The 22,086-nt window shown below is 52.1% G+C and carries 21 protein-coding genes; 14 read left to right on the top strand and 7 right to left on the bottom strand.

All coding sequences use genetic code 11. The features are described from left to right. From ACJ9N4_RS15920 to ACJ9N4_RS15880, 9 genes are all read left to right on the top strand, one after another. Nucleotides 1-286 (top strand): hypothetical protein (locus ACJ9N4_RS15920; protein ID WP_411500614.1); only part of this gene is annotated, 286 nt, incomplete at its 5' end. A gap of 68 nt (nt 287-354) precedes the next feature. Beyond that, nucleotides 355-627: a hypothetical protein gene (locus ACJ9N4_RS15915; protein WP_411500613.1), complete on the top strand. Its 273-nt coding sequence runs from the start codon at nt 355-357 to the stop codon at nt 625-627. A gap of 222 nt (nt 628-849) precedes the next feature. Next, nucleotides 850-2,808: an exodeoxyribonuclease VIII gene (locus ACJ9N4_RS15910; RefSeq protein WP_411500612.1), complete on the top strand. Its 1,959-nt coding sequence runs from the start codon at nt 850-852 to the stop codon at nt 2,806-2,808. After that, entirely contained in the window at nt 2,726-3,034 is a 309-nt protein-coding gene (locus ACJ9N4_RS15905; RefSeq protein WP_411500611.1) for a DUF4060 family protein, read from the top strand. The genes ACJ9N4_RS15910 and ACJ9N4_RS15905 overlap by 83 nt, the downstream gene beginning before the upstream one ends. A gap of 61 nt (nt 3,035-3,095) precedes the next feature. Beyond that, the gene (gene xisR / locus ACJ9N4_RS15900; RefSeq protein WP_411500610.1) at nt 3,096-3,311 is read left to right on the top strand and encodes an excisionase family protein; all 216 of its coding nucleotides are present in this window, start codon (nt 3,096-3,098) and stop codon (nt 3,309-3,311) included. After that, nucleotides 3,311-4,597, top strand: coding sequence for an Arm DNA-binding domain-containing protein (locus ACJ9N4_RS15895; protein WP_411500632.1), 1,287 nt, complete (start codon nt 3,311-3,313; stop codon nt 4,595-4,597). The genes xisR and ACJ9N4_RS15895 overlap by 1 nt, the downstream gene beginning before the upstream one ends. Nucleotides 4,598-4,670: 73 nt before the next feature. After that, nucleotides 4,671-5,342: a two-component system response regulator PhoP gene (gene phoP, locus ACJ9N4_RS15890; protein WP_182274493.1), complete on the top strand. Its 672-nt coding sequence runs from the start codon at nt 4,671-4,673 to the stop codon at nt 5,340-5,342. Continuing rightward, the gene (gene phoQ / locus ACJ9N4_RS15885) at nt 5,343-6,806 is read left to right on the top strand and encodes a two-component system sensor histidine kinase PhoQ (RefSeq protein ID WP_411500609.1); all 1,464 of its coding nucleotides are present in this window, start codon (nt 5,343-5,345) and stop codon (nt 6,804-6,806) included. A 90-nt stretch (nt 6,807-6,896) separates the two neighbouring features. Beyond that, nucleotides 6,897-8,018 carry a cupin domain-containing protein gene (locus ACJ9N4_RS15880; RefSeq protein ID WP_182271057.1) on the top strand — a complete coding sequence of 374 codons (1,122 nt, stop codon included), beginning with the start codon at nt 6,897-6,899 and terminating at the stop codon, nt 8,016-8,018. A 44-nt stretch (nt 8,019-8,062) separates the two neighbouring features. On the opposite strand, the gene pepT is transcribed toward ACJ9N4_RS15880, so the two are convergent. Next, nucleotides 8,063-9,286 carry a peptidase T gene (gene pepT, locus ACJ9N4_RS15875; RefSeq protein WP_411500608.1) on the bottom strand — a complete coding sequence of 408 codons (1,224 nt, stop codon included), beginning with the start codon at nt 9,284-9,286 and terminating at the stop codon, nt 8,063-8,065. Between the two features lie 243 nt (nt 9,287-9,529). Here pepT and potA point away from each other — a divergent pair, with 243 nt between their 5' ends. From potA to potD, 4 genes are read left to right on the top strand one after another with little or no spacing between them, the layout of a single operon-like run. Continuing rightward, entirely contained in the window at nt 9,530-10,678 is a 1,149-nt protein-coding gene (potA, locus tag ACJ9N4_RS15870; protein WP_182274492.1) for a spermidine/putrescine ABC transporter ATP-binding protein PotA, read from the top strand. Continuing rightward, nucleotides 10,662-11,519: a spermidine/putrescine ABC transporter permease PotB gene (gene potB, locus ACJ9N4_RS15865; RefSeq protein ID WP_182271055.1), complete on the top strand. Its 858-nt coding sequence runs from the start codon at nt 10,662-10,664 to the stop codon at nt 11,517-11,519. The genes potA and potB overlap by 17 nt, the downstream gene beginning before the upstream one ends. Then, complete coding sequence (gene potC, locus ACJ9N4_RS15860) at nt 11,516-12,307, top strand: spermidine/putrescine ABC transporter permease PotC (RefSeq protein ID WP_182271054.1); 792 nt, start codon at nt 11,516-11,518, stop codon at nt 12,305-12,307. The genes potB and potC overlap by 4 nt, the downstream gene beginning before the upstream one ends. Next, nucleotides 12,304-13,338: a spermidine/putrescine ABC transporter substrate-binding protein PotD gene (potD, locus tag ACJ9N4_RS15855; RefSeq protein WP_182271053.1), complete on the top strand. Its 1,035-nt coding sequence runs from the start codon at nt 12,304-12,306 to the stop codon at nt 13,336-13,338. The genes potC and potD overlap by 4 nt, the downstream gene beginning before the upstream one ends. 47 nt (nt 13,339-13,385) lie before the next feature. Here potD and ACJ9N4_RS15850 read toward each other — a convergent pair whose 3' ends face one another. After that, complete coding sequence (locus ACJ9N4_RS15850) at nt 13,386-14,615, bottom strand: EAL and HDOD domain-containing protein (RefSeq protein ID WP_182271052.1); 1,230 nt, start codon at nt 14,613-14,615, stop codon at nt 13,386-13,388. A gap of 249 nt (nt 14,616-14,864) precedes the next feature. On the opposite strand from ACJ9N4_RS15850, the gene ACJ9N4_RS15845 reads away from it, so the two are divergent. Next, nucleotides 14,865-16,784, top strand: coding sequence for a methyl-accepting chemotaxis protein (locus ACJ9N4_RS15845; RefSeq protein WP_230857857.1), 1,920 nt, complete (start codon nt 14,865-14,867; stop codon nt 16,782-16,784). A 38-nt stretch (nt 16,785-16,822) separates the two neighbouring features. Here the strand turns inward: ACJ9N4_RS15845 and cobB are convergent, their stop codons facing one another. From cobB to lolC, 5 genes are all read right to left on the bottom strand, one after another. After that, a complete protein-coding gene (cobB, locus tag ACJ9N4_RS15840) occupies nt 16,823-17,644 on the bottom strand; it encodes a Sir2 family NAD+-dependent deacetylase (protein ID WP_182271050.1) in 822 nt (273 codons plus the stop codon). A gap of 14 nt (nt 17,645-17,658) precedes the next feature. Then, complete coding sequence (gene nagK, locus ACJ9N4_RS15835; RefSeq protein ID WP_182271049.1) at nt 17,659-18,570, bottom strand: N-acetylglucosamine kinase; 912 nt, start codon at nt 18,568-18,570, stop codon at nt 17,659-17,661. A gap of 175 nt (nt 18,571-18,745) precedes the next feature. Further along, the gene (gene lolE / locus ACJ9N4_RS15830) at nt 18,746-19,990 is read right to left on the bottom strand and encodes a lipoprotein-releasing ABC transporter permease subunit LolE (RefSeq protein ID WP_182271048.1); all 1,245 of its coding nucleotides are present in this window, start codon (nt 19,988-19,990) and stop codon (nt 18,746-18,748) included. Next, a complete protein-coding gene (gene lolD / locus ACJ9N4_RS15825; RefSeq protein WP_182271047.1) occupies nt 19,990-20,691 on the bottom strand; it encodes a lipoprotein-releasing ABC transporter ATP-binding protein LolD in 702 nt (233 codons plus the stop codon). Before lolD ends, lolE begins: the two co-directional genes overlap by 1 nt. Further along, nucleotides 20,684-21,883 (bottom strand): lipoprotein-releasing ABC transporter permease subunit LolC, encoded by a 1,200-nt coding sequence (gene lolC / locus ACJ9N4_RS15820; protein ID WP_182919801.1) that lies wholly within the window; start codon nt 21,881-21,883, stop codon nt 20,684-20,686. Before lolC ends, lolD begins: the two co-directional genes overlap by 8 nt. Between the last annotated feature and the right edge of the window lie 203 nt (nt 21,884-22,086).

Genomic DNA, 22,086 nt, shown 5'->3' with positions numbered 1-22,086 from the left:
TACAACATTGCTGAGTGTAGTCTTGGCGGCATATGCGTTTCCCGTGGTCCATGCATATGCCGACCTTTTTAAAGCTGGTTTCATAGTGGAGTGTTCATATATGGATAAGACACAATTAACACCGGAACAACAAATTGCCTGGGCACAGGGGAAACTCGTCACATCAGTATTTCTTCGTGATGTTGCCGGATGCCATGCCGCATGGAAAGTATTAAGGAAATACAGAAATTTCGTTGTACATCGCCAACCTCACCAGGAATGGCGTAATAGTTTAAAAGTGATTTAATTTTTCCAATTTAAAAACCTATGTCTTAAACGGCAGGGATTCTCACACCATAAATTAAGGAATTCGAAATGAAAGTATGCGTAACATCCGTTGAAATGCGCCTTGCTATCGTAAATAAAGACATTGCAACCTTTAATATTAACGGCGCTATTTCTGGTGTTGTCCATTTACCATCTTCTGGCCCTGTAACCGTTGTGCTTGTTGGTGGCTACGTGCTCGGTGAGTTTCATTGTCCGGTTTGTGCTGTTAAGCACATTAGCTTGCTGTCTGTGAATTTCACAGAAGCTCAGAACGCCTGCGGCATGTCCTATTCTGACTACAAGCGCCAACAGCTTAACTGATATGAATGACATTATTTGTTATTGCGCTGTTTGCTGCCGTCAGTTCATGAAATCTGAAATGCACGAACGAAAAACGGATGTATATCCGTATAAGCGAATGATTTATTTATGCGAACAATGCAATGAACGACGGAACAGGCGCGACTCTTTAAAAAAGACGAAGTGCGATATCCGCAAACCAATTATTCCCACATCCTACTTTAAACATTAACAGAGGTCATTATGTCAGTAGAATTAAAAGTTTTCGGCGGTGCTTATTTCCCAAAGGATAAAGCACTTAAAAAGACACCCGATTTAAAGCCCCTCGCAATTGCAATAAATGGTTCTACAAAGGTGATCGCAGAAGCTGTTATTTTCGGAAAACTGGCCGCTGAGCACCCTGAACGTATCGATGATTATTTTAAGGTCAAAATCTGGGAGCACCGGGAAGGTTTACCCTGCCCTGAACTGGATGTTTTCTCCCCTGATTTTTTTGACACGGTGGCGGTTTGGAATGTTAACGCTGGTGAACCAGCTGCGGCACCGCAACCAGAGAACGATGATAGTGAAACCTGGCAGGATGATGAGCGTACAACGCCTATGAAGATTGTGCGTAACCTCGATCTGGACTCACGGGCGGCATGCCTTGCTCTGTTCGGTGCAGTAGAAGAAATTACCGCGGCGCAATACGGCCAGGTGGTGGATTTGAATAACGATGACGATGGCTGCTTCCAGCGCGAACTGGCGATGGCCTTTGTGAAAGAACCACGAGTGTTTGCTTTGAGCGGAGAACGCCAGGAAGAATTACTGGCATGGGTGCGCAAAACGATGAAGGTGTCCACTCAGTGGCCCGATATCAAAAAAGGGATCGCTAAGTGGATCGATACTCCGGCAGCTAAGCGGGAGCCAGTTACTACTGACATCAAGGCTGATACAGAAGCCAGTCTGGGGGGTAACAATCCTACTGATCGTAGCCCTGACATGGTGCATAACCTCGCGACGCTCCGTCTTGAAACCGCGCTTGGAATTTTGTCAGTCGCGATGGATTTCGATATTTACGCCATACCGTCTGAAATTATGCGCCGCGCCAAAGAAATCGAAAATGCAGGTGCAGACCCACGATTTTCTGCCTGGTGGAATAAATTACGCGGCACGCCGGGTATTCTGGATTTCTCCCGCGCTGCCATTATCGCGCTGATTAAATCCGCTCCGGAGGAGCTTTACCTCAGACCGGTTGATCTGCGTGCTTACATTAACCGCAAGCTCGTCGAATCGAACCACGCTAAACCAGATCAGAAAACGATTGATATCGCATGTGGCAACATCAAGCGGGAAGCAAACAATGATAAAACCCAATCGACTTTACCGGGCGAAACTGAAATACCAGCAGTCTGCCCAGGCCGCGCTGCGCAGCTCGACAAAGAACTCAATGACGCACTTCAGAATCACGAGCCACTGGAACAACACGACAACGATGAACAAATCGGGCGTGAACTCGCCGCACAGCGCGGTGAATTTGTACCTGGTATCAGCGACCCGGCAGATCCAAAATGGGTTGATGGAAGCGCACAACCACGGGTGGAGAACCTGGGCGGTGGTGTCTTCTCCGTCGGTGCGCTTATGGGGTCAGATAAAACAACCCACCCAGCACTCACAGAGCGCGAAATTGAGATCGTTCATGCTCTGAATGATCTGATTTCTGGCCGCACCAACGTTATGGGAAAATACGAGGTAGAGGGCGTGGTGGCATGCACAGGTCATCTCGTTTCCGATGTCATACCTCTGCTGATTACTGATATCGTCACAACTGAATATTGCCTGTCACCTGATTTCTCCGACGAGGAGATCCACGACGTGGCAACGACTCTGCTTGATGGCTGGTCCGACGATATCAGCGTGCGTCAAAAAATCGCTCTTGACGCAATCGTAGAATACCGCCGTCCTGAACTCCCAAAGCCGGTAGTGCTCGATCCACCAGCGGTCACTGCAAAACCCAAAAAGGCAACTGAGCCAGAACCTGAGGCAAACGGTCAGCAGATGTCACTCTCCTACCTGCAACAGCTAACGATAGCTGCGCTTCAGGGTTTGTGTGCTAACCCTGTCTACTGCAATCAGTACGATGACTTGCCGGGGATGGCTGCAGGGCTCGCACGGAGTATTGAATGCATCCAACAGCGGGAAAGCTCACGTGCGTCTAATTAACCGTTGCAAAAGCGATCCACTTGGCCGGGAGGCCTGCGCGTTGGTGCTGAAGCGTCACCATGAGCTATTCGGTGATCACGGTAAGCAGCACTTACAAACATTTTACACCGTAAAGATCCGTGGAAGAAAAATCACGGTTGAGATTGTTAACCGCCCGCGTAGTTATGTGGCCACGGCAATGATCCGAGCCCGGCATCTGCAATGTCTTCCCGGACTTGGTCGGTGATTTTTGACAATCAAAATACTATCTGCCGCTGCGGTATCGTGGCGGCGTCATGGAGTTAAGCATGGCGCAAATCATTTTTGATGAAGAGTGGATCGTGGCGGGAAGGCTTACTGAAAAGACAGGCCTGGACGGTAGGCAAATAAAAGCCTACCGACTGGGAAGCTGGGTTGAAGGGATTCATTTTAAGCGAGTTCCTGCAGCACCAGGCGGAGAAAGCAAACGTGCTTTGGTCTGGTACAACTTCCCGCGGATTAATAAATTTATTCAGGATGCATGATGGACTTTCCAACTGGCGTAGAACTCCATAACGGAAAAATAAGAATTACGTTTATCTATCGCGGCATTCGCTGCCGCGAAGTTCTCCAGGGTTGGACAGTAACGAGCGGTAACATCAAGAAAGCAGGGAATCTTCGCGCAGTTATCACAAGCGAGATCCAGCTCGGTCAGTTCGACTACGCAACGCGTTTTCCCGAATCAAAAGCACTTAAAAAATTTTCATCAACAAAGCGGATAACGACATTTAAAGAGCTGAGCGATTTTTTCATTGATACAAAGGCGCTGGAAGTGTCAGAGGCTACGTTGCTCTCCCTCACGTCTGCAGTTAATACCCTGAAGCGTGTAGTGGGAGAAAACACTCCCCTGGCTGATATTCAGCACTCTGATATTCTGAATTACCGCAAAGAACTACTGACAGGAACAATTTTTAATCCGGCCATGCCGAACACCGCGAAGCAAGGGCGCGCGCCCTCAACAGTCAATAAACAGATGGCCGTTTTATCAGAAATGCTGAAGCTTGCTCAGCGGAGTCAGTTTATATTACACGCTCCTTATGAGGGCGTTTCGAGGCTGAAGCTATCTAAATCAGATCCGGATCCGCTTTTACTTCATGAGTATCAGGCGCTGATTGCTGCCCTGCCCCGCAAACTGGCTTTAATCATCATTGTTGCCGTACATACGGGAATGAGGCCGGGCGAAATTTGTGCGCTGGCGTGGGAGGATATCGATCTGAAAAAAGGCGAAATCCACGTCTCCAGGAACCTGACTAATAAGCGGGTATTTGTTCCACCAAAAACGGATGCCGGGATAAGAACAATCACATTGCTGAAGCCTGCTCTTGATGCGCTGCTGGAGCAATACGAAATCACCGGCCACGGCCAAAAGCGGGAAATTCAGTTTCATCACCGCGAGATCGGAAAAACTGAGCAGCAAAAGCTACGTTTTGTTTTTGTGCCGGAAGAGAGGACGTCAACAAAAGACGGTTACTTTTCCAAAAATTCGATTTCGTATGGATGGAAACGGGGAACTAAACTTTCAGATATACGTGAGAGAAATCCTTATCAGTCGCGTCATACATACGCATGCTGGACACTCATTGCCGGTGCTAACCCATCGTTCATTGCAAGTCAGATGGGGCATGAGGACGCGCGAATGGTTTATGAGGTTTACTCAAAATGGATTGGTGATATGAACCAGGATCAGGTCAACATGCTGAACAATCAGATGCCGACGGCAATGCCCCCAGGACGCCCCCACGGGTTCGGAAGCATTAAAAAAATCATTTAATTTCATAGCGCTGGTTTCAAACCACATAATCAGCGTTAAACTATTCATACCATTCATATAGGGAGAAAAGATGATGCGCGTACTGGTTGTTGAGGATAACGCATTGCTACGCCATCACCTGAAGGTTCAGCTTCAGGAGATGGGACATCAGGTAGACGATGCCGAAGATGCAAAAGAAGCCGACTATTATCTCAATGAACACATACCGGATATCGCCATCGTCGACTTAGGGTTACCTGATGAAGATGGCCTGTCGTTGATTCGTCGCTGGCGCAACCATGACGTCTCTCTTCCGGTGCTGGTGTTGACCGCCCGTGAAGGCTGGCAGGACAAAGTTGAAGTCCTGAGCGCGGGTGCGGATGATTACGTCACCAAACCATTCCACATTGAAGAAGTGGCCGCACGCATGCAGGCACTGTTGCGCCGCAACAGCGGGCTGGCTTCACAGGTTATCTCCATCCCACCTTTCCAGGTTGACCTCTCCCGTCGAGAGTTCTCGATTAACGATGAAGCGATCAAACTGACGGCGTTCGAATACACCATCATGGAAACGCTGATCCGCAACAGCGGTAAAGTGGTGAGCAAAGACTCCCTGATGCTCCAGCTTTACCCGGATGCCGAGCTGCGTGAAAGTCACACTATTGATGTGCTGATGGGTCGCCTGCGTAAGAAAATCCAGGCGCAGTATCCACAGGATGTGATCACGACCGTGCGTGGTCAGGGTTACCTGTTTGAATTACGCTAAATGAAACGGATTTTTCGCCACATTCTGCCCCTTTCGCTGCGGGTTCGCTTTTTACTGGCGACGGCCGCCGTTGTGCTGGTGCTGTCTCTCTCTTATGGCATGGTGGCACTGGTTGGCTACAGCGTCAGTTTTGATAAAACGACCTTTCGCCTGCTGCGTGGTGAAAGCAACCTGTTTTATACCCTGGCGAAGTGGGAAAATAACCACATCACCGTCGATATGCCGGAAAACCTGAACCAGCAAAGTCCGACGCTGGCGCTTATCTACGATGAAAAGGGAACGCTACTCTGGATACAGCGTAACGTTCCGTGGCTGGTAAAAAGCATCCAACCGGAATGGCTCAAAACCAACGGATTCCATGAAATTGAAGCCGATCTCAACACCACCAGCACACTGATACGTGAGGATCGCTCTCTCCAGCAAAAACTGAATGAGATCCGCGCTGATAACGCCGACATGGAGATGACGCACTCCGTCGCGATCAACATATACCCGGCGACGATGGGCATGCCACAGTTGACTATCGTGGTGGTCGATACCATACCGGTCGAGCTTAAACGTTCTTACATGGTCTGGAACTGGTTCGTGTACGTTCTGGCCGCTAACCTGCTGCTGGTGATCCCGCTATTGTGGGTCGCAGCGTGGTGGAGTTTGCGTCCGATTGAATCGCTGGCGAAAGAGGTTCGCGAGCTGGAGGAACATCACCGCGAGAAGCTCAATCCGGAAACAACGCGCGAACTGACCAGTCTGGTACGTAACCTTAACCGTCTGCTGAAAAGCGAGCGCGAGCGCTATGATAAGTACCGCACTACCCTTACCGACCTTACTCACAGCCTGAAAACGCCCCTTGCAGTGATGCAAAGCACCCTGCGTTCAATGCGCAGTTCAAAGCTTAGCGTCGACGATGCAGAGCCGGTGATGCTGGAGCAAATCAGCCGTATCTCACAGCAAATTGGCTATTATCTGCACCGTGCCAGTATGCGTTCCGGTAGTGCCCTGTTAAGCCGTGAACTACATCCGGTGGCACCTTTACTGGATAGCCTCACCTCTGCGCTCAATAAGGTTTACCAGCGTAAAGGGGTGAATATCAGTCTCGATATCTCGCCGGAAATCAGCTTTGTCGGTGAAAAAAATGATTTCATGGAAGTGATGGGTAATCTGCTCGACAACGCCTGTAAATACTGTCTGGAGTTTGTGGAAGTCACCGCGCGTCAGACGGATAACGAGTTACATATTATCGTTGAGGATGATGGCCCCGGTATTCCGCACAACAAACGTGATGTCGTGTTCGATCGCGGTCAGCGCGCGGATACGTTGCGCCCCGGCCAGGGCGTTGGGTTATCCGTCGCCCGTGAGATTGTCGATCAATACGACGGTAACATAGACGCCGGTGAAAGCTTGCTGGGCGGAGCCAGAATGGAGGTCATTTTTGGTCGTCAGCAGCCCACATCGAACGATAGTTAACCCATTATGTGAAAAATGCGAGGATCTCGCACCCAGGCTCCTGAGCTTCCGTTATAATCCGACTCAGTAAGAGCCTGCGGAATAAAAAAGATGGATTATCACTTAACACTTAACTGGCCCGACTTTATTGAACGTTACTGGCAGAAACGCCCGGTCGTTCTGAAACGCGGATTCAGCAATTTTGTCGACCCTATCTCCCCTGATGAGCTGGCGGGTCTGGCAATGGAAAATGAAGTGGACAGCCGCCTGGTCAGCCACCAGGACGGGAAGTGGCAGGTCAGCCACGGTCCTTTCGAAAGCTACGATCACCTGGGTGAAAACAACTGGTCTTTACTGGTTCAGGCGGTCAACCACTGGCACGAACCAACCGCTGCCTTGATGCGCCCATTCCGCGCCCTGCCTGACTGGCGAATGGACGATCTGATGATCTCCTTCTCCGTGCCTGGCGGTGGCGTTGGCCCGCATCTGGATCAGTATGACGTGTTTATCATTCAGGGTACCGGACGCCGCCGCTGGCGCGTGGGTGAAAAAGTGCCGATGAAACAGCACTGCCCGCATCCTGACCTGCTTCAGGTTGATCCGTTTGAAGGCATTATCGACGAAGAGCTGGAGCCGGGTGATATTCTCTATATTCCACCAGGCTTCCCGCATGAAGGCTATTCGCTGGAAAATTCCCTGAACTATTCTGTCGGGTTCCGCGCACCAAGCGGGCGAGAGATGATCAGTGGCTTTGCCGACTACGTTCTGCAACGCGAGCTGGGCAGCCATCGTTACAGCGATCCGGATGTGCCTGCCCGCGAGCACCCGGCAGACATTCTGCCAGAGGAGCTGGATAAGCTGCGCGGCATGATGCTGGATCTGATCAACGAACCTGAGCATTTCAGACAGTGGTTTGGTGAATTTGTCAGCCAGTCGCGCCACGAGCTGGACGTCGCGCCACCAGAGCCACCGTATCAGGCCGATGAGATTTATGATGCACTGCAGCAGGGCGATAAACTGATTCGTCTGGGCGGGTTACGCGTACTGCGTATTGGTGAGGACGTCTTCGTCAACGGCGAGAAGCTTGATTCTCCGCACCGTCCGGCGCTGGATGCCATCGCCAGCCATCTGACGTTGACTGCCGATATCTTTGGTGATGCGCTGGAAGATCCGTCATTCCTCGCCATGTTAGCCGCACTGGTGAACAGCGGGTACTGGTTCTTCGAGGACTAAATCACCTGATCTTGCCCGGTGGTGCTACGCCACCGGGCGTTTTATCATCGATTCGCCGTCAACTCTGCGATCCGCACAATCACCTTCACCGCTTTTTCCATCCCCTCCAGCGTCACGAACTCATGCTTGCCGTGGTAGTTATAACCGCCGGTAAACAGGTTCGGGCATGGCAGCCCCATAAACGACAGTTGCGAACCATCGGTGCCACCGCGAATAGGTTTCAGTAACGGTTCGATGTCGCAATCCCGCATCGCCTGCTGTGCGATATCGAGGATATGCGGGTGCTCCATCACTTTATCGCGCATATTGTAATAGCTGTCTTCGATAATCAGCTCAATGTAGCAATCCGGGTGCAGCCCCTTGCCGACCTTCTTCGCAATTTCCATCATCTTGCGCTTGCGCGCCTCAAAGGCTTTGCGATCAAAATCGCGCACGATGTAGTGCATCTGCGCACTGTCCACCGAGCCCTTGATGCTGGTCAGATGATAGAAACCTTCGTACCCTTCAGTCAGCTCCGGGCTCTCTTCTGCTGGCACTTCCGCATGAATGCGGGAAGCCAGCGACAGCGCGTTCACCATCACCCCTTTTGCAGAGCCAGGATGGACATTGTTTCCCACAATTTTGATGGTGACCGACGCCGCGTTGAAGTTTTCATACTCCAGCTCCCCCACACCACCACCGTCAACGGTATAGGCCCACTTCGCATCAAAGGCGTCAACGTCGAAGTGCTTCGCGCCCTTGCCTACCTCTTCATCCGGCGTAAACGCCACATGAATATCACCATGCGGAATATTTTTGCCTTTTAGCACCGCCAGTGCGGTCATGATCTCGGCAATACCCGCTTTATCATCAGCCCCCAGCAACGTTTTACCATCGGTGGTGATCAGCGTCTGGCCAAGCAACTGGTGCAGAACCGGGAACATCACCGGTGACAGCACTTCATCACCAATCCCCAGGGCAATGTCTCCACCGCGATAATTTTCAACAATCTGTGGGTTCACATGCTTACCGCTAAAATCCGGTGAGGTGTCAACATGAGAGATAAAGCCGATCGCCGGGATATCCCCGGAGACATTTGCCGGCAGCGTTCCCATCACAGTGCCTTTCTCGCTTAGCGTGACGTTGACCAGCCCTTGTGCTTCAAGCTGCTCTTTGAGCAGGTTTAATAACTTCCACTGGCCTTCGGTGCTCGGCACCTGTCGGACACCCGGTTTAGATTGGGTATCCAGCGAAACGTACTGTAAAAAACGCTCAAGTAATTTATCCATGCAGTCACCCTCACTATTCGTGACAACATTATCAATAACCATCAAAACGCAAATATTGCGTCAGGTCACTTTTATCCCGCAAACGAGAACTTTTTACGTTTATATCTTTATGCGTTAATAAATGTAGCTTATAGATCAGTGACAAGGATTGGCGATTGCAGGGGATTGCCGTAGAATGTCCGCCCTCATTACGCGTCACCAGGGTGGTTACGGTTACACACAAACCCCGCTTCAGTCTGCTGCCTGAGGCGTTTATATGGGACAGCACAAAAATTGAATACACAACGCCGTTCACGTTCACCGCTGGTGCAACTGGAACGAATTTGTAAAAGTTTTGATGGTAAAGCAGTGATCTCCGATCTCAGCCTGACCATCAATGATGGTGAGTTTCTCACGCTACTTGGCCCTTCTGGCTGCGGTAAGACAACTGTACTGCGCCTTATCGCCGGGCTGGAAAACGTTGATAACGGCCTTATCCATCTTGAAAACCAGGACATTACCCAGGTTCCCGCCGAAAATCGCCACGTTAATACCGTCTTTCAAAGTTATGCGTTGTTCCCGCACATGACCGTGTTTGAGAACGTAGCGTTTGGCCTGCGGATGCAAAAAACACCGGCAAAAGACATTCCCGCGCGCGTTACCGAAGCACTGCGTATGGTTCAGCTGGAGGAGTTTGCTCAGCGTAACCCCCACCAGCTTTCCGGCGGCCAGCAACAGCGTGTGGCCATCGCGCGTGCAGTGGTCAATAAACCGCGCTTGCTGCTGCTGGATGAATCGCTTTCCGCACTGGATTACAAACTGCGCAAGCAGATGCAGAACGAACTGAAAGCCTTACAGCGCAAACTGGGTATCACCTTTGTCTTTGTCACCCACGATCAAGAAGAAGCGCTGACCATGTCAGACCGCATCGTCGTGATGCGTGACGGCAAAATCGAGCAGGACGGTACCCCTCGCGAAATCTATGAAGAGCCGAAAAACCTGTTTGTGGCAAGCTTCATTGGCGAAATCAATATCTTCAATGCTACAGTCATTGAACGTCTGGATGAAGAGCGCGTTCGAGCCCGTGTCGAAGGCCACGAGTGCAATATCACCGTTAACTTTGCCGTTGAAAAGGGGCAAAAGCTCAACGTTCTGCTGCGCCCGGAAGACCTGCGTGTTGATGAAATTCACGGCAGTGACGATGCCGACGGTCTTATCGGCTATATCCGCGAGCGGAACTATAAGGGGATGACGCTGGAGTCCGTCGTCGAACTGGAAAACGGTAAGATGGTTCTCGTCAGCGAATTCTTTAACGAAGATGACCCGGACTTTGACCACTCTCTTGATCAAAAAATGGTCATCAACTGGGTAGAAAGCTGGGAGGTTGTACTGGCTGATGAAGAACACAAGTAAATTCCAGAATGTGGTGATTGCCACTATCGTCGGTTGGCTTGTGTTGTTTGTCTTTTTACCCAACCTGATGATCATCGCGACCAGCTTCCTGACCCGCGACGATACCCGTTTCGTTCAGTTGGTCTTTACGCTGGAGAACTACTCACGCCTGCTCGACCCGCTCTATTTTGACGTGCTCCTGCACTCGCTCAGTATGGCGCTGATAGCCACCGTTGCCTGTCTGGTGCTGGGTTATCCTTTCGCGTGGTTCCTCGCGCGTCTGCCGAAAAAGATACGCCCACTGCTGTTATTTTTACTGATTGTGCCTTTCTGGACCAACTCGTTAATCCGCATCTACGGCCTGAAAATCTTCCTCAGCACGAAGGGATATCTGAACGAGTTCCTGCTGTGGCTGGGGGTGATTGATACACCAATCCGCATCATGTTCACCCCGGGAGCGGTGATTATCGGTCTGGTCTATATTCTGCTGCCGTTTATGGTGATGCCGCTCTACTCCAGCATCGAAAAACTCGATAAGCCGCTGCTGGAAGCGGCGAAAGATCTGGGTGCCAGTAAATTGCAGACCTTTATTCGTATCGTGATCCCGCTGACCATGCCCGGCATTATCGCCGGTTGTCTGCTGGTGATGCTGCCCGCAATGGGTTTGTTCTACGTTTCTGACCTGATGGGCGGGGCAAAAAACCTGCTCATCGGTAACGTGATTAAGAGCCAGTTCCTGAACATCCGTGACTGGCCATTTGGCTCCGCCACCAGCATTACGCTGACGGTGGTGATGGGTCTGATGCTGCTGGTGTACTGGCGAGCCTCGCGCTTGCTGAACAAAAGGGTGGAACTCGAATGATCGGCCGACTGCTTCGCGGCGGTTTTATGGCCGCCATTTATGCATATCTCTATATCCCGATTATCATTTTGATCGTGAACTCGTTTAACAGCTCACGCTTTGGGATCAACTGGCAAGGGTTTACCACCAACTGGTACAGCCTGCTGATGAACAATGATAGCCTGCTGCAGGCCGCTCAACACTCGCTGACGATGGCGATTTTCTCCGCCACCTTTGCCACGCTGATCGGCTCACTCACCGCCGTGGCGTTGTATCGCTATCAATTTCGTGGCAAGCCGTTCGTCAGCGGCATGCTGTTTGTCGTGATGATGTCACCCGATATTGTGATGGCGATTTCCCTGCTGGTGCTATTTATGCTGCTGGGCGTACAGCTGGGATTCTGGTCGCTGCTGTTTTCCCACATCACGTTCTGCCTGCCGTTTGTCGTGGTAACCGTTTTCGCACGCCTGAAAGGGTTCGACGTGCGAATGCTGGAGGCGGCGAAAGATCTGGGGGCCAGCGAGATGACCATCCTGCGTAAAATCATCCTGCCGCTGGCGATGCCTGCGGTGGCTGCCGGGTGGTTGCTCAGCTTTACCCTGTCGATGGATGACGTCGTGGTCTCCTCTTTCGTGACCGGGCCAGGCTATGAGATTCTGCCACTGAAGATCTATTCAATGGTCAAAGTTGGCGTTTCGCCCGAGGTGAACGCGCTGGCGACGATTCTGCTGGTGTTATCGCTGGTTATGGTGGTTGCCAGCCAGGTTATTGCGCGTGACAAAACAAAATCTCTGGGGACTTTAAAATGAAAAAAATGCTTGCCGCTGCAGCACTGGTGCTCGGTATGGGTACTGCGCATGCTGATGACAGCAAAACGCTCTATTTCTACAACTGGACTGAGTATGTGCCGCCAGGCCTGCTGGAACAGTTCACAAAAGAGACGGGTATCAAGGTTATCTATTCCACCTACGAGTCGAATGAAACCATGTACGCCAAGCTCAAAACCTACAAAAACGGCGCGTATGATCTGGTGGTTCCCTCAACCTATTTCGTCGATAAAATGCGCAAAGAGGGCATGATCCAGAAGATCGACAAAACGAAGCTGACTAACTTCAGCAACCTCGATCCGGAGATGCTCAATAAACCGTTTGATCCGAATAATGACTACTCTATTCCGTATATCTGGGGCGCGACGGCTATTGGCATCAACAGTGACGCCATCGACCCTAAAACCGTCACCCGTTGGGCCGATCTGTGGAAACCGGAATACAAAAGTAGCCTGCTGCTCACTGACGACGCCCGCGAAGTGTTCCAGATTGCACTGCGTAAGCTGGGTTACTCTGGCAACACCACGGATCCAAAAGAAATTGAAGCGGCCTATTATGAGCTGAAAAAGCTGATGCCTAACGTGGCAGCGTTTAACTCCGATAACCCGGCAAACCCGTATATGGAAGGCGAAGTGAACCTGGGTATGGTGTGGAACGGCTCCGCGTATGTTGCACGCCAGGCCGGTACACCGCTGGAAGTCGTCTGGCCGAAAGAAGGTGGGATCTTCTGGATGGACAGCCTCTCTATTCCGTCAAATGCGAAAAATGTAGAGGGTGCGCTGAAGCTGATTAACTTCCTTCTGCGCCCGGATGTGGCGAAACAGGTTGCCGAGACTATTGGCTACCCAACGCCAAACCTGGCCGCGCGTAAGCTGCTCAGCCCGGCGGTCGCGAACGATAAATCGCTTTACCCGGATGCGCAAATCATCAGTAAAGGGGAGTGGCAGAACGACGTCGGTGATGCCAGTCGTCTTTACGAAGAGTATTACCAGAAGTTAAAAGCGGGCCGCTAAGCCGTGTCGCACACGTCCTCACGTCGCACAGGCGGCGTGAGGACCGATTAACTGGCTGCATTCTCCCCTGCCCAGATCGTTGCCACTCGCATGGCCCCGACAACATCCTCATCCGACAGACCCAACACGTTACACATTCTGGTCGCCTCATCCCACTCCTGCTGTTCATAGTAGCGGCAAAGCGTAACGATGTCGGCTAACAGCCCTTCCTGATGACACAACGCATTGCTCACACTCTGTGGCACGGCAATTTGCTTCATTAACTCAGTCATCGGCAGTTCAAGGATAGTATCGAGCAACGAGAACAGGCCGCACAGGAACGCATTTTCAGCCTGCGTCGGCTCCCCCATTTTCTCGGTGATCAGTTCACAAAATTTCCCTCGCATCATACTCAGAGGGTAAAGCTCGTTAACGGTATCATTACCCGCGCTGGCCAGCACCACGACCGCAACAAATCTTCTGAGCTGGTTCTCACCGAGATACCTAAGCACTTCACTTAGCGTTAACTTACTAAAATTACAGGCACTACAGTATTTAAATGCGGTATGTTTCATATACCGCATGATTTTATAGGACAAAGTGAGGTCTGTTTTAATCAGCGACTCGATAATCCGGAAATCGGGTTTGTTGCGTCCTATTTCCATCTGCAGACGAAAAATTGCGAGCTGGTTTTGCGATAACCGCTTATATTTTATGATCTCCGGGCGGCAGAAAAAGTAACCCTGAAACAGAGAAAAACCTGCATCGCGGTATTTTTTGAATTCCTCTTTAGTCTCAACTTTTTCAGCGAGATACTTAATATGTCCGGTCAGCTTTTTACGCTGTTGCAAATAATTTTCAATTTGCTCTAAGGTATTATTTCTGACATCGAATTTCAGTATGGAAATATAGGGTAAAAAAACATCCCATTCAGGTGCAAGGGTGAAATCATCCAGCGCAAAGCGATATCCGTGGGCATTCATCTCTTTCACGGCCTGCAATAATTCGTCTCCCGGGACAGCATCCTCGAGGATCTCAACAACCACGTTATCTTTATCCAGCGCTTCTCCGCTGCGATCGATTACCATTCGGGAAGGGAAATTGATAAACGATGTGTGTGTCCCAGCAATCTGCTGAGACGGGACACATAAAAACTGGTCAGAAATCATCCTGGATGTTGCATATTCCGCCGACACATCCGGAAAACGGTTTGTCATCCCATCCCTGAAAAGCAGCTCATACGCCACTGTATTCATATCCGTGTTAAAAATGGGTTGTCTCGCGATAAATGCGTACATATCCCATCCTCCTCATCGTTTTTATATTTATTAGCATCTTCTTTTTACACGAGTATAACGAGCATTATCGAGCGCTATTTTGATTTATTGCACAAAACATTAGCAACCACACTAATCAAAAGGAATTGCATTCTCAAAATTTAAATTAAATTTATCCCGCACTCTACAGAAAAATGGAGATATATCCGATAAATGATCTGTACATGCCCGGTATGTGCGACATTCCTGGAGAAAAGAGTGAAGAACGCTATGATCCAAAAACGAAAATTAAGTGTCAAAACATTGATGCTGTTATCTATTTTTATCACCGTGACGGTAGGCTTTACGGCAACGATCGGTTTTATGATGTGGCAATGGATGGCTCAGCAAGAGGTTCTGGCCAAAAAGCACATCCAGCAAATTGCGCAAGTTCAGTCTTTACAGGTCAGTAAGCAGATGGATTCAGCCCTGACAGCCGCCCGGGATATCGGCAACAGCGCCCTTGCGTTGCGTGACGCGGGAATGGCTGACCGTCAGGGGTTAAACCAGCTGCTCACGCATTATCTCACCGCGCACGGCAATTTTTTGTCCATGTCGATGGCGTTTGAACCCAACGCCTTCGATGGCAAAGATGCCACTTTTGCCGGTCAGAGCGGTGAAGATCCGGCAGGACGTTACGCTCGCTACGTCGACCGCGATACCACGGGAAAACCCGCGTTACACCTGCTGACTGATATAGAAACGCCGGGCAGCGGTGATTACTATCTGTTGCCGAAGCAGCGACAAAAAGACGTCATCATCGAGCCCTATATTTACCCCTACAACGGCGTTGACGTGATGCTCACGTCGATTGCTGCACCCATCATGCACGATGGTCAGTTCCTGGGGTCAGTAACATCCGACTTCTCACTGGCCACGCTGCAGACGATGATCGGTGCGATTAAACCCTGGAACAACACAGGCTATGCCCTGCTCCTCTCAGCAGGCAACACCGTGGTTTCCAGCCCGGATAAACGGGCCGTGGGTAAGCCTTATGCAGGTAAAATTGCCGGTAACGACGTCATCCGCGTTCCCGATCCTCTTCTGAAGGAAGAGGTGTTTATTACCTGGCAATCCATCACTATCGGCAACAGTGAAACGCCGTGGAAGCTGGCCATCGTCACACCGGTCAGCGAAGTGATGGCCGAGGCAAGGCAGTTTTTGCTGAAAGCCATCATCCTGATGGTGTTAAGTATCGTGGTGGTTAGCCTGGTGATGGCACAGATCTTTACCCGCAAAGTTGACCGCCCGGTTGGTGGTGAGCCGGCTGATGCCGCCGGTATTGCGCTGGCCGTTGCACGGGGTGATTTAAATAACGTTATCCCGGTTCGGGCTGGCGATACCCGCAGCATTTTCTACGCCCTGCATACCATGCAGATGCAGCTCAGACGCATCGTCGACAACATCAACGAGGCCAGTCACACTGTCCACGGCGGCACCAGCGAAATTTCGGCGGGTAACCTTGATCTGGCCTCGCGTACCGAAGAACAGGCGGCGGCGATTGTTGAGACAGCAGCCAGCATGGAAGAAATTTCAGCCACGGTGAAAAATAACGCCGACAATGCTCACAAGGCGACACGTCTGACCGACCATGCGGCCACGATCGCCGGTCGGGGTGAAACGCTGGTGAACGAGGTCGTGGACGTGATTGCAGAAATAGACGAGAGCGCCCGTAAAATCGGCGAGATCAACAGCATTGTGGACGGTATTGCCTTCCAGACCAATATTCTGGCGCTGAACGCTGCCGTGGAAGCCGCCCGGGCGGGCGAACAGGGACGCGGGTTTGCCGTGGTGGCTGGTGAAGTCCGCAATCTTGCCCAGCGGAGCGCCAACGCGGCCAAAGAGATCTCACATCTGATTGCGGAGTCGTCGAGCCGCGTCAGCAAAGGCGTTGAACTGGTTAATGAAACCGGTGGCATGATGAAGCAGGTCATCGAGGCCGTGTCGCATGTGCACCTGGTGATTAACGAAATTGTTCAGGCGCTGGACGAGCAGAACCGGGGGATTAGTCAGGTCAGCACCGCCGTCAATCAGATGGACAGCACGACTCAGCAGAATGCGTCACTGGTGCAGCAGATTTCAGCCGCAGCACTGTCGCTGGACGAGCAGGCGAAATCACTGGAGAAAACGCTGGCATTCTTTAATTCATAACGACAAAGGCACCCGGTAAAACGGGTGCCTTTTTACGGTTACAGCCCTTTCAGCAGCTTATCGACAAATTCCGGTACCACCTGACTTGCCAGGCCATAGTGCTTCTCTTCAAACTCGCTCCCAACCTGGCTCGGCTCAAGATTAAGTTCTACCGTGTGAGCACCATGTAGCCGCGCTTCGTGTACAAAACCTGCTGCCGGATAGACATGGCCTGAGGTGCCAATAGCAATAAACACGTCCGCCATTGCCAGCGCACTGTATATATCATCCATCCCCAGCGGCATTTCACCAAACCAGACCACGTGTGGGCGCAGGCGCGAAGGGAACTGACAGCAATGGCACCGGTCTTCCTCCAGCACATCCTCTTTCCAGTCCAGCACCTGACCGCTCCAGGCGCAGCGCACCTTCAGCAGTTCACCGTGCATATGGATGATGTTCCGGTTACCCGCTCGCTCATGCAGGTTGTCGATATTCTGCGTGATCAGCAGAAAACGATCCCCCAGCGCCTCTTCCAGTTGCGCAAGTGCCAGATGCGCCGCATTCGGCGCAACCTCCGGTTGCTGAAGCTGACGACGACGGGCGTTATAAAACGCCTGCACCAGCTCCGGATCGCGGGCGAAGCCTTCCGGCGTCGCCACATCCTCGACACGATGCTCTTCCCACAGCCCATCCGTCGCACGGAAGGTACGAATACCAGATTCGGCAGAGATCCCCGCACCGGTCAGGACCACCACTCTGGGTTTATCCATCGCTTCCGGCATCATTCTGTCCCTGAAAAAAATCCGCTGGCGCAAGCGCTCACGTAAGCGGCGTTTATTTTTGCGAAAACGGCTGAGTCGACCTAACCGACGCGACAGCATAGTAACCTCGTAAACTAATCGGTGAGATGAAGGAATGCGGCTCCGCGCATGCCTCCTGCGTCCCCGTGCCGCGCGCGTTCAATACGCGGCACGTGGGCGACCGGCAATAAATGTCGGGGCAAACGCCCGGACAACTGTTCCGTAATCGCTGTAAAGTTTGAAAGCCCACCCCCAATCACCAGCAGATCCGGGTCGACAATAGTCAGAATATTCCCCAGACACACCGCCAGCAAATCAAGATAGCGTTCGACGTGTTCACGCGCCTGCGCATCCCCCTGCTCCCACAAGGTAATGATTTGGATGGCTTCAAGTTTCTGATGATAGAAGTGTTCATAAAGCCATGCAAACCCACGGCCTGAAAGATAGTTTTCAATGCAGCCGCGCTGACCACAGCCGCAGCGCGTCAGCGGGAAATCGCGCCCCACCACCTCCAGCGCATCCACCGGCAGGCGGATATGGCCGAATTCACCCGTGATGTAACTGTGCCCGGTAATCGGTTTACCGTTGATGACGATCCCGCCTCCGACGCCCGTACCGAGGATCAGCCCCATCACCAGCGGATATTGGCGGAACTCGTCGTCCCAGGCTTCCGAGAGAGCAAAACAGTTGGCATCGTTATCTAAACGCACGTCGCGTTCAAGGAGAACAGAGAGATCGGCGCGCAGCGGTTTACCGCTGGCTGCAGGAACGTTGGCGGCATACAACGTGCCATCCTCCGTTTCGGGCATTCCCGGAATACCAATGCCGACGCTGCCTTTTACACCAAAACGAGCGTCGGCTTGCGCCACCAGCGCGGCAATGGCCGTTAAAAATTCATCGTAGCTTTCACGCGGGGTGGGAACACGAGTTTCCCACTGCAGTTTGAGGTTTTCATCAAACACGCCCAACGCAATTTTAGTGCCGCCAATATCAAATCCATAATACATAATGCATTCCTCTTTTGATTCAGCGGCCATACACTTCATCCTTCAAACTGCCTCTGCGTTGGCTTCGTCTGTTCACCCCAGTCACCTACTTAAGTAAGCTTCTGGGGATTCTCAGACTTGCCGCCTTGATCCAGCTTGAATGATTTTGTGTATAAGACAATGAATCATGACGTAATTACTGGCCACTTAATACCCTCGCCGGATCAATTCGGCTTGCGCGACGCGCCGGATACCAGCTTGCCAGCAGACTCAGTAAAAGTGCTGTAACCAGCACATAAATAACGTCCAGCCAGTGCAATTCAGACGGCAGGAAGTCAATAAAATAGATATCACCTGACAGGAACTGGTGGCCAATTAGCTTTTCAATCCCGTTAATGATTGGCGTCAGCTGAAGTGAAACCACCACGCCAATCACCACACCGCACAGGCTGCCAAACAGCCCCGCCAGCAAACCGTACCAGACAAAGATGGCGCGAATAAGACCGTCTTTTGCCCCCAGGGTACGCAGCACAGCAATGTCACCGCTCTTGTCTTTGACCGCCATCACCAGCGTCGAGACGATATTAAAACACGCCACACCAATCACCAGCACCATCGCCAGGTACATAATGGCGCGGATCATCTGGATATCACGGTACATATACCCGTAAGTGCCAATCCAGCTCTTGATGTAGACATAGTTGTTGGTCACACCACCTGCATCGCGCACCAGTTTGTTGGCGTTAAAGACGTCGTTAACCTTAATGGCAATCCCCGTCACGCTGTCGCCCATGTCCAGATACTGACGCGCATCGTCCATCGGTACCATCGCGAAACTGTGATCGAGCTGGCCGCTCAGTTGAAGAATACCGGTCACGTGCAGACGCACGCGTTTAGGCTGCTGCAGTTTATGGTCGGCGCTGGCGTTCGGGATCATGATGGATACCCAGTCGCCCTGCTTCACCTTGAGCGCATCGGCCACGCCTTTGCCCATGATGATTTGCTGCTCACCGGCCTTAAAACTGGACCACGCGCCATTCTGTACATATTTCGGCAACGCGCTCAGTCGCTCTTCCTGCACCGGGTTTACCCCTTTTACCTGAATGGCGCGCAGGTTAACGCCGCTTTCCACCAGCCCGGTAAAGTTAATATAGGGCGCAGCCGCAGCAATACCCGGCACTTTCTCTACTTTGCTGAGCGCATCGCTCCAGTTTGTCCACGGCTGGTTAACCGGTTCAATTTCACCGTGCGGTACTACCGCCAGAATGCGGTTGTTCAGCTCACGCTCAAAACCGTTCATGGCGCTTAAGCCCACAATCAGCACCGCCACGCCAAGCGCAATCCCGATGGTGGAAATGACCGAAATGAGCGACACCATACCGCCGCGACGGCGGCCACGGCTAAAACGCAACCCGATAAGTAACGATAACGGTGAAGCCATTACTCCGCTCCCATCAGGGTCAGTTCAGCATTCAGATGACCGTCACGCATTTCAAGCTGGCGTCCCATACGTTTTGCCAGCTGCAGATCGTGGGTCACGACCAGAAACGCGGTCCCCTGGGAGGCATTCAGTTCACCCAGAAGCTGGAAAATACTGTCCGCATTGCGCGCATCCAGGTTCCCCGTCGGTTCGTCTGCCAGTACCAGGCGTGGGTTATTGACCAGCGCACGGGCAATTGCCACACGCTGACGCTCGCCGCCGGACAGCTCGGACGGACGGTGATTACCGCGATGCCCCAACCCCACGGCTTTCAGCATCTCGCTGGCACGGGTGTTAATTTCTGCGGGTTTCTTCCTGCCAATCAGCAGTGGCATCGCCACGTTTTCCAGCGCAGTGAAATCCGGCAGCAGGTGGTGGAACTGGTAGATAAAGCCCAGCTCACGGTTACGCAGTTCCGCTTTTGCCGCAGAAGACATTTTGCTCATCGGCTGGCCGGAGAAAATCACATCACCTGCCGTTGGGGTATCCAGCCCACCCAGCAGGTGCAACAGGGTACTTTTGCCGGAGCCAGAGCTCCCCACAATCGCCATCATCTCGCCTTCGCCTACGCTGAAGCTCACATTGTGCAGCACGTCGGTCTGCACAGCGCCTTCCTGATAGCGTTTGGACAGGTTGTCGCATTGCAACAGGATCTTATTCATAACGTAAAGCCTCAGCGGGTTGAGTGGCGGCAGCGCGCCAGGAAGGATAAAGCGTAGAAAGCAGCGCAATGGCCATCGCAGCCAGCGCAATACCGATCACCTGCAGCGGTTCGATAGCCACTGGCAGTGCCGCACCATCAAGCAACGCACCGATGATTGGCATTAAGTTGTTAAGCTGGCTGGCAAGCAGCGCCCCCAGCACCGCACCAAGCAGCGCACCGATAATCCCGGCGCTGGCTCCCTGCACCATAAACACGGCCATGATCTGGCGCGGCGTCAGCCCCTGGGTTTGCAGAATGGCGACTTCGCCCTGCTTTTCCATCACCATCAGCCCCAGCGAGGTGATGATGTTAAACGCCGCCACCGCCACAATGAGACTCAACAGCAGCCCCATCATGTTCTTCTCCATGCGCACGGCCTGGAACAGCTCGCCCTTACGCTCGCGCCAGTCCTGCCATTTTGTCCCGTCCGGTAATTTTTGCTGGCTGAGGGTATCGACCTTCAGCGGCGCATCAAGCCACAGACGCCAGCCGCTGATGTTCCCTGCGGGGTAACGCATCAGGCGAGAAGCATCCTGAATGTTAACCAGCATCTGATAACCGTCGACTTCGCTGTTGGCGGCAAACGTACCAATCACGTTGAACAGACGCTGGCTCGGCAGACGTCCCATCGGTGTAAACTGGCTGGCAGACGGCACCATCACGCGCAGCTGGTCGCCACGGTTGACGCCGAGCTGCCCGGCAAGCTGCTCACCAAGGATCACGTTATATTTACCGGCTTCCAGGTCAGTCTGTTTAACGTTGACCAGGTACGGCGTCAGCGGATCGTTTTGCGCCGGGTCAATACCCAGCATCACGCCTACTGCCACGCTACGTGCGCTTTGCAGCACGACATCGCCCGTCGTGAGCGGAGCCACGCGCGTGACACCCTGTAACTTCGCCGCGCTTTCCGGCAGCTGTTGCGGATTAATAGAACCGTTAGTTGATGAGAGAACGGCCTGCGGCATTAGCCCCAGGATGTTGTTTTGCAGCTCGCGCTCAAAGCCATTCATGACGGACAGTACCGTCACTAAAGCCATCACGCCAAGCGTAATGCCAATAGTCGAAAGCCAGGAGACAAAGCGACCGAAACGGTCCGCGGCGCGCCCACGCATGTAACGTAAGCCTATAAAGAGTGCGACAGGTTGGTACATGAAATCCGTCTGTTTGCTGATAGCAGACCCACGAGTATATAAGCGAATCCGTTAAGCGTAAATGACTGAAACCGTAAGCTTTGGTAATCATTATTCCTAAAAATTCAGATAAATCATTGGGCTACTCTTTTAACCTCCCTACAGAAGCCCTCACCTTTTCCGAAAAACGTCCCGATACAGACTGTTACTGATGACCTCCCTCA

The organism is Enterobacter sp. LM3, assembly GCF_046622475.1.
GTDB classification, from domain to species: Bacteria; Pseudomonadota; Gammaproteobacteria; order Enterobacterales; family Enterobacteriaceae; genus Enterobacter; species Enterobacter cloacae_P.
Note: the sequence above shows the minus strand (reverse complement) of the source record. Positions and strands in the feature narration are given on the sequence as shown.

What these genes read in the sequence shown, in the direction of transcription:
- ACJ9N4_RS15915 (WP_411500613.1), top strand. Translation starts at nt 355, where the DNA reads ATGAAAGTATGCGTAACATCCGTTGAAATGCGCCTTGCTATCGTAAAT.
- ACJ9N4_RS15910 (WP_411500612.1), top strand. Translation starts at nt 850, where the DNA reads ATGTCAGTAGAATTAAAAGTTTTCGGCGGTGCTTATTTCCCAAAGGAT.
- ACJ9N4_RS15905 (WP_411500611.1), top strand. Translation starts at nt 2,726, where the DNA reads ATGACTTGCCGGGGATGGCTGCAGGGCTCGCACGGAGTATTGAATGCA.
- xisR (WP_411500610.1), top strand. Translation starts at nt 3,096, where the DNA reads ATGGCGCAAATCATTTTTGATGAAGAGTGGATCGTGGCGGGAAGGCTT.
- ACJ9N4_RS15895 (WP_411500632.1), top strand. Translation starts at nt 3,311, where the DNA reads ATGGACTTTCCAACTGGCGTAGAACTCCATAACGGAAAAATAAGAATT.
- phoP (WP_182274493.1), top strand. Translation starts at nt 4,671, where the DNA reads ATGCGCGTACTGGTTGTTGAGGATAACGCATTGCTACGCCATCACCTG.
- phoQ (WP_411500609.1), top strand. Translation starts at nt 5,343, where the DNA reads ATGAAACGGATTTTTCGCCACATTCTGCCCCTTTCGCTGCGGGTTCGC.
- ACJ9N4_RS15880 (WP_182271057.1), top strand. Translation starts at nt 6,897, where the DNA reads ATGGATTATCACTTAACACTTAACTGGCCCGACTTTATTGAACGTTAC.
- pepT (WP_411500608.1), bottom strand. Translation starts at nt 9,286, where the DNA reads ATGGATAAATTACTTGAGCGTTTTTTACAGTACGTTTCGCTGGATACC.
- potB (WP_182271055.1), top strand. Translation starts at nt 10,662, where the DNA reads ATGAAGAACACAAGTAAATTCCAGAATGTGGTGATTGCCACTATCGTC.
- potC (WP_182271054.1), top strand. Translation starts at nt 11,516, where the DNA reads ATGATCGGCCGACTGCTTCGCGGCGGTTTTATGGCCGCCATTTATGCA.
- potD (WP_182271053.1), top strand. Translation starts at nt 12,304, where the DNA reads ATGAAAAAAATGCTTGCCGCTGCAGCACTGGTGCTCGGTATGGGTACT.
- ACJ9N4_RS15850 (WP_182271052.1), bottom strand. Translation starts at nt 14,615, where the DNA reads ATGTACGCATTTATCGCGAGACAACCCATTTTTAACACGGATATGAAT.
- ACJ9N4_RS15845 (WP_230857857.1), top strand. Translation starts at nt 14,865, where the DNA reads ATGATCCAAAAACGAAAATTAAGTGTCAAAACATTGATGCTGTTATCT.
- cobB (WP_182271050.1), bottom strand. Translation starts at nt 17,644, where the DNA reads ATGCTGTCGCGTCGGTTAGGTCGACTCAGCCGTTTTCGCAAAAATAAA.
- nagK (WP_182271049.1), bottom strand. Translation starts at nt 18,570, where the DNA reads ATGTATTATGGATTTGATATTGGCGGCACTAAAATTGCGTTGGGCGTG.
- lolE (WP_182271048.1), bottom strand. Translation starts at nt 19,990, where the DNA reads ATGGCTTCACCGTTATCGTTACTTATCGGGTTGCGTTTTAGCCGTGGC.
- lolD (WP_182271047.1), bottom strand. Translation starts at nt 20,691, where the DNA reads ATGAATAAGATCCTGTTGCAATGCGACAACCTGTCCAAACGCTATCAG.
- lolC (WP_182919801.1), bottom strand. Translation starts at nt 21,883, where the DNA reads ATGTACCAACCTGTCGCACTCTTTATAGGCTTACGTTACATGCGTGGG.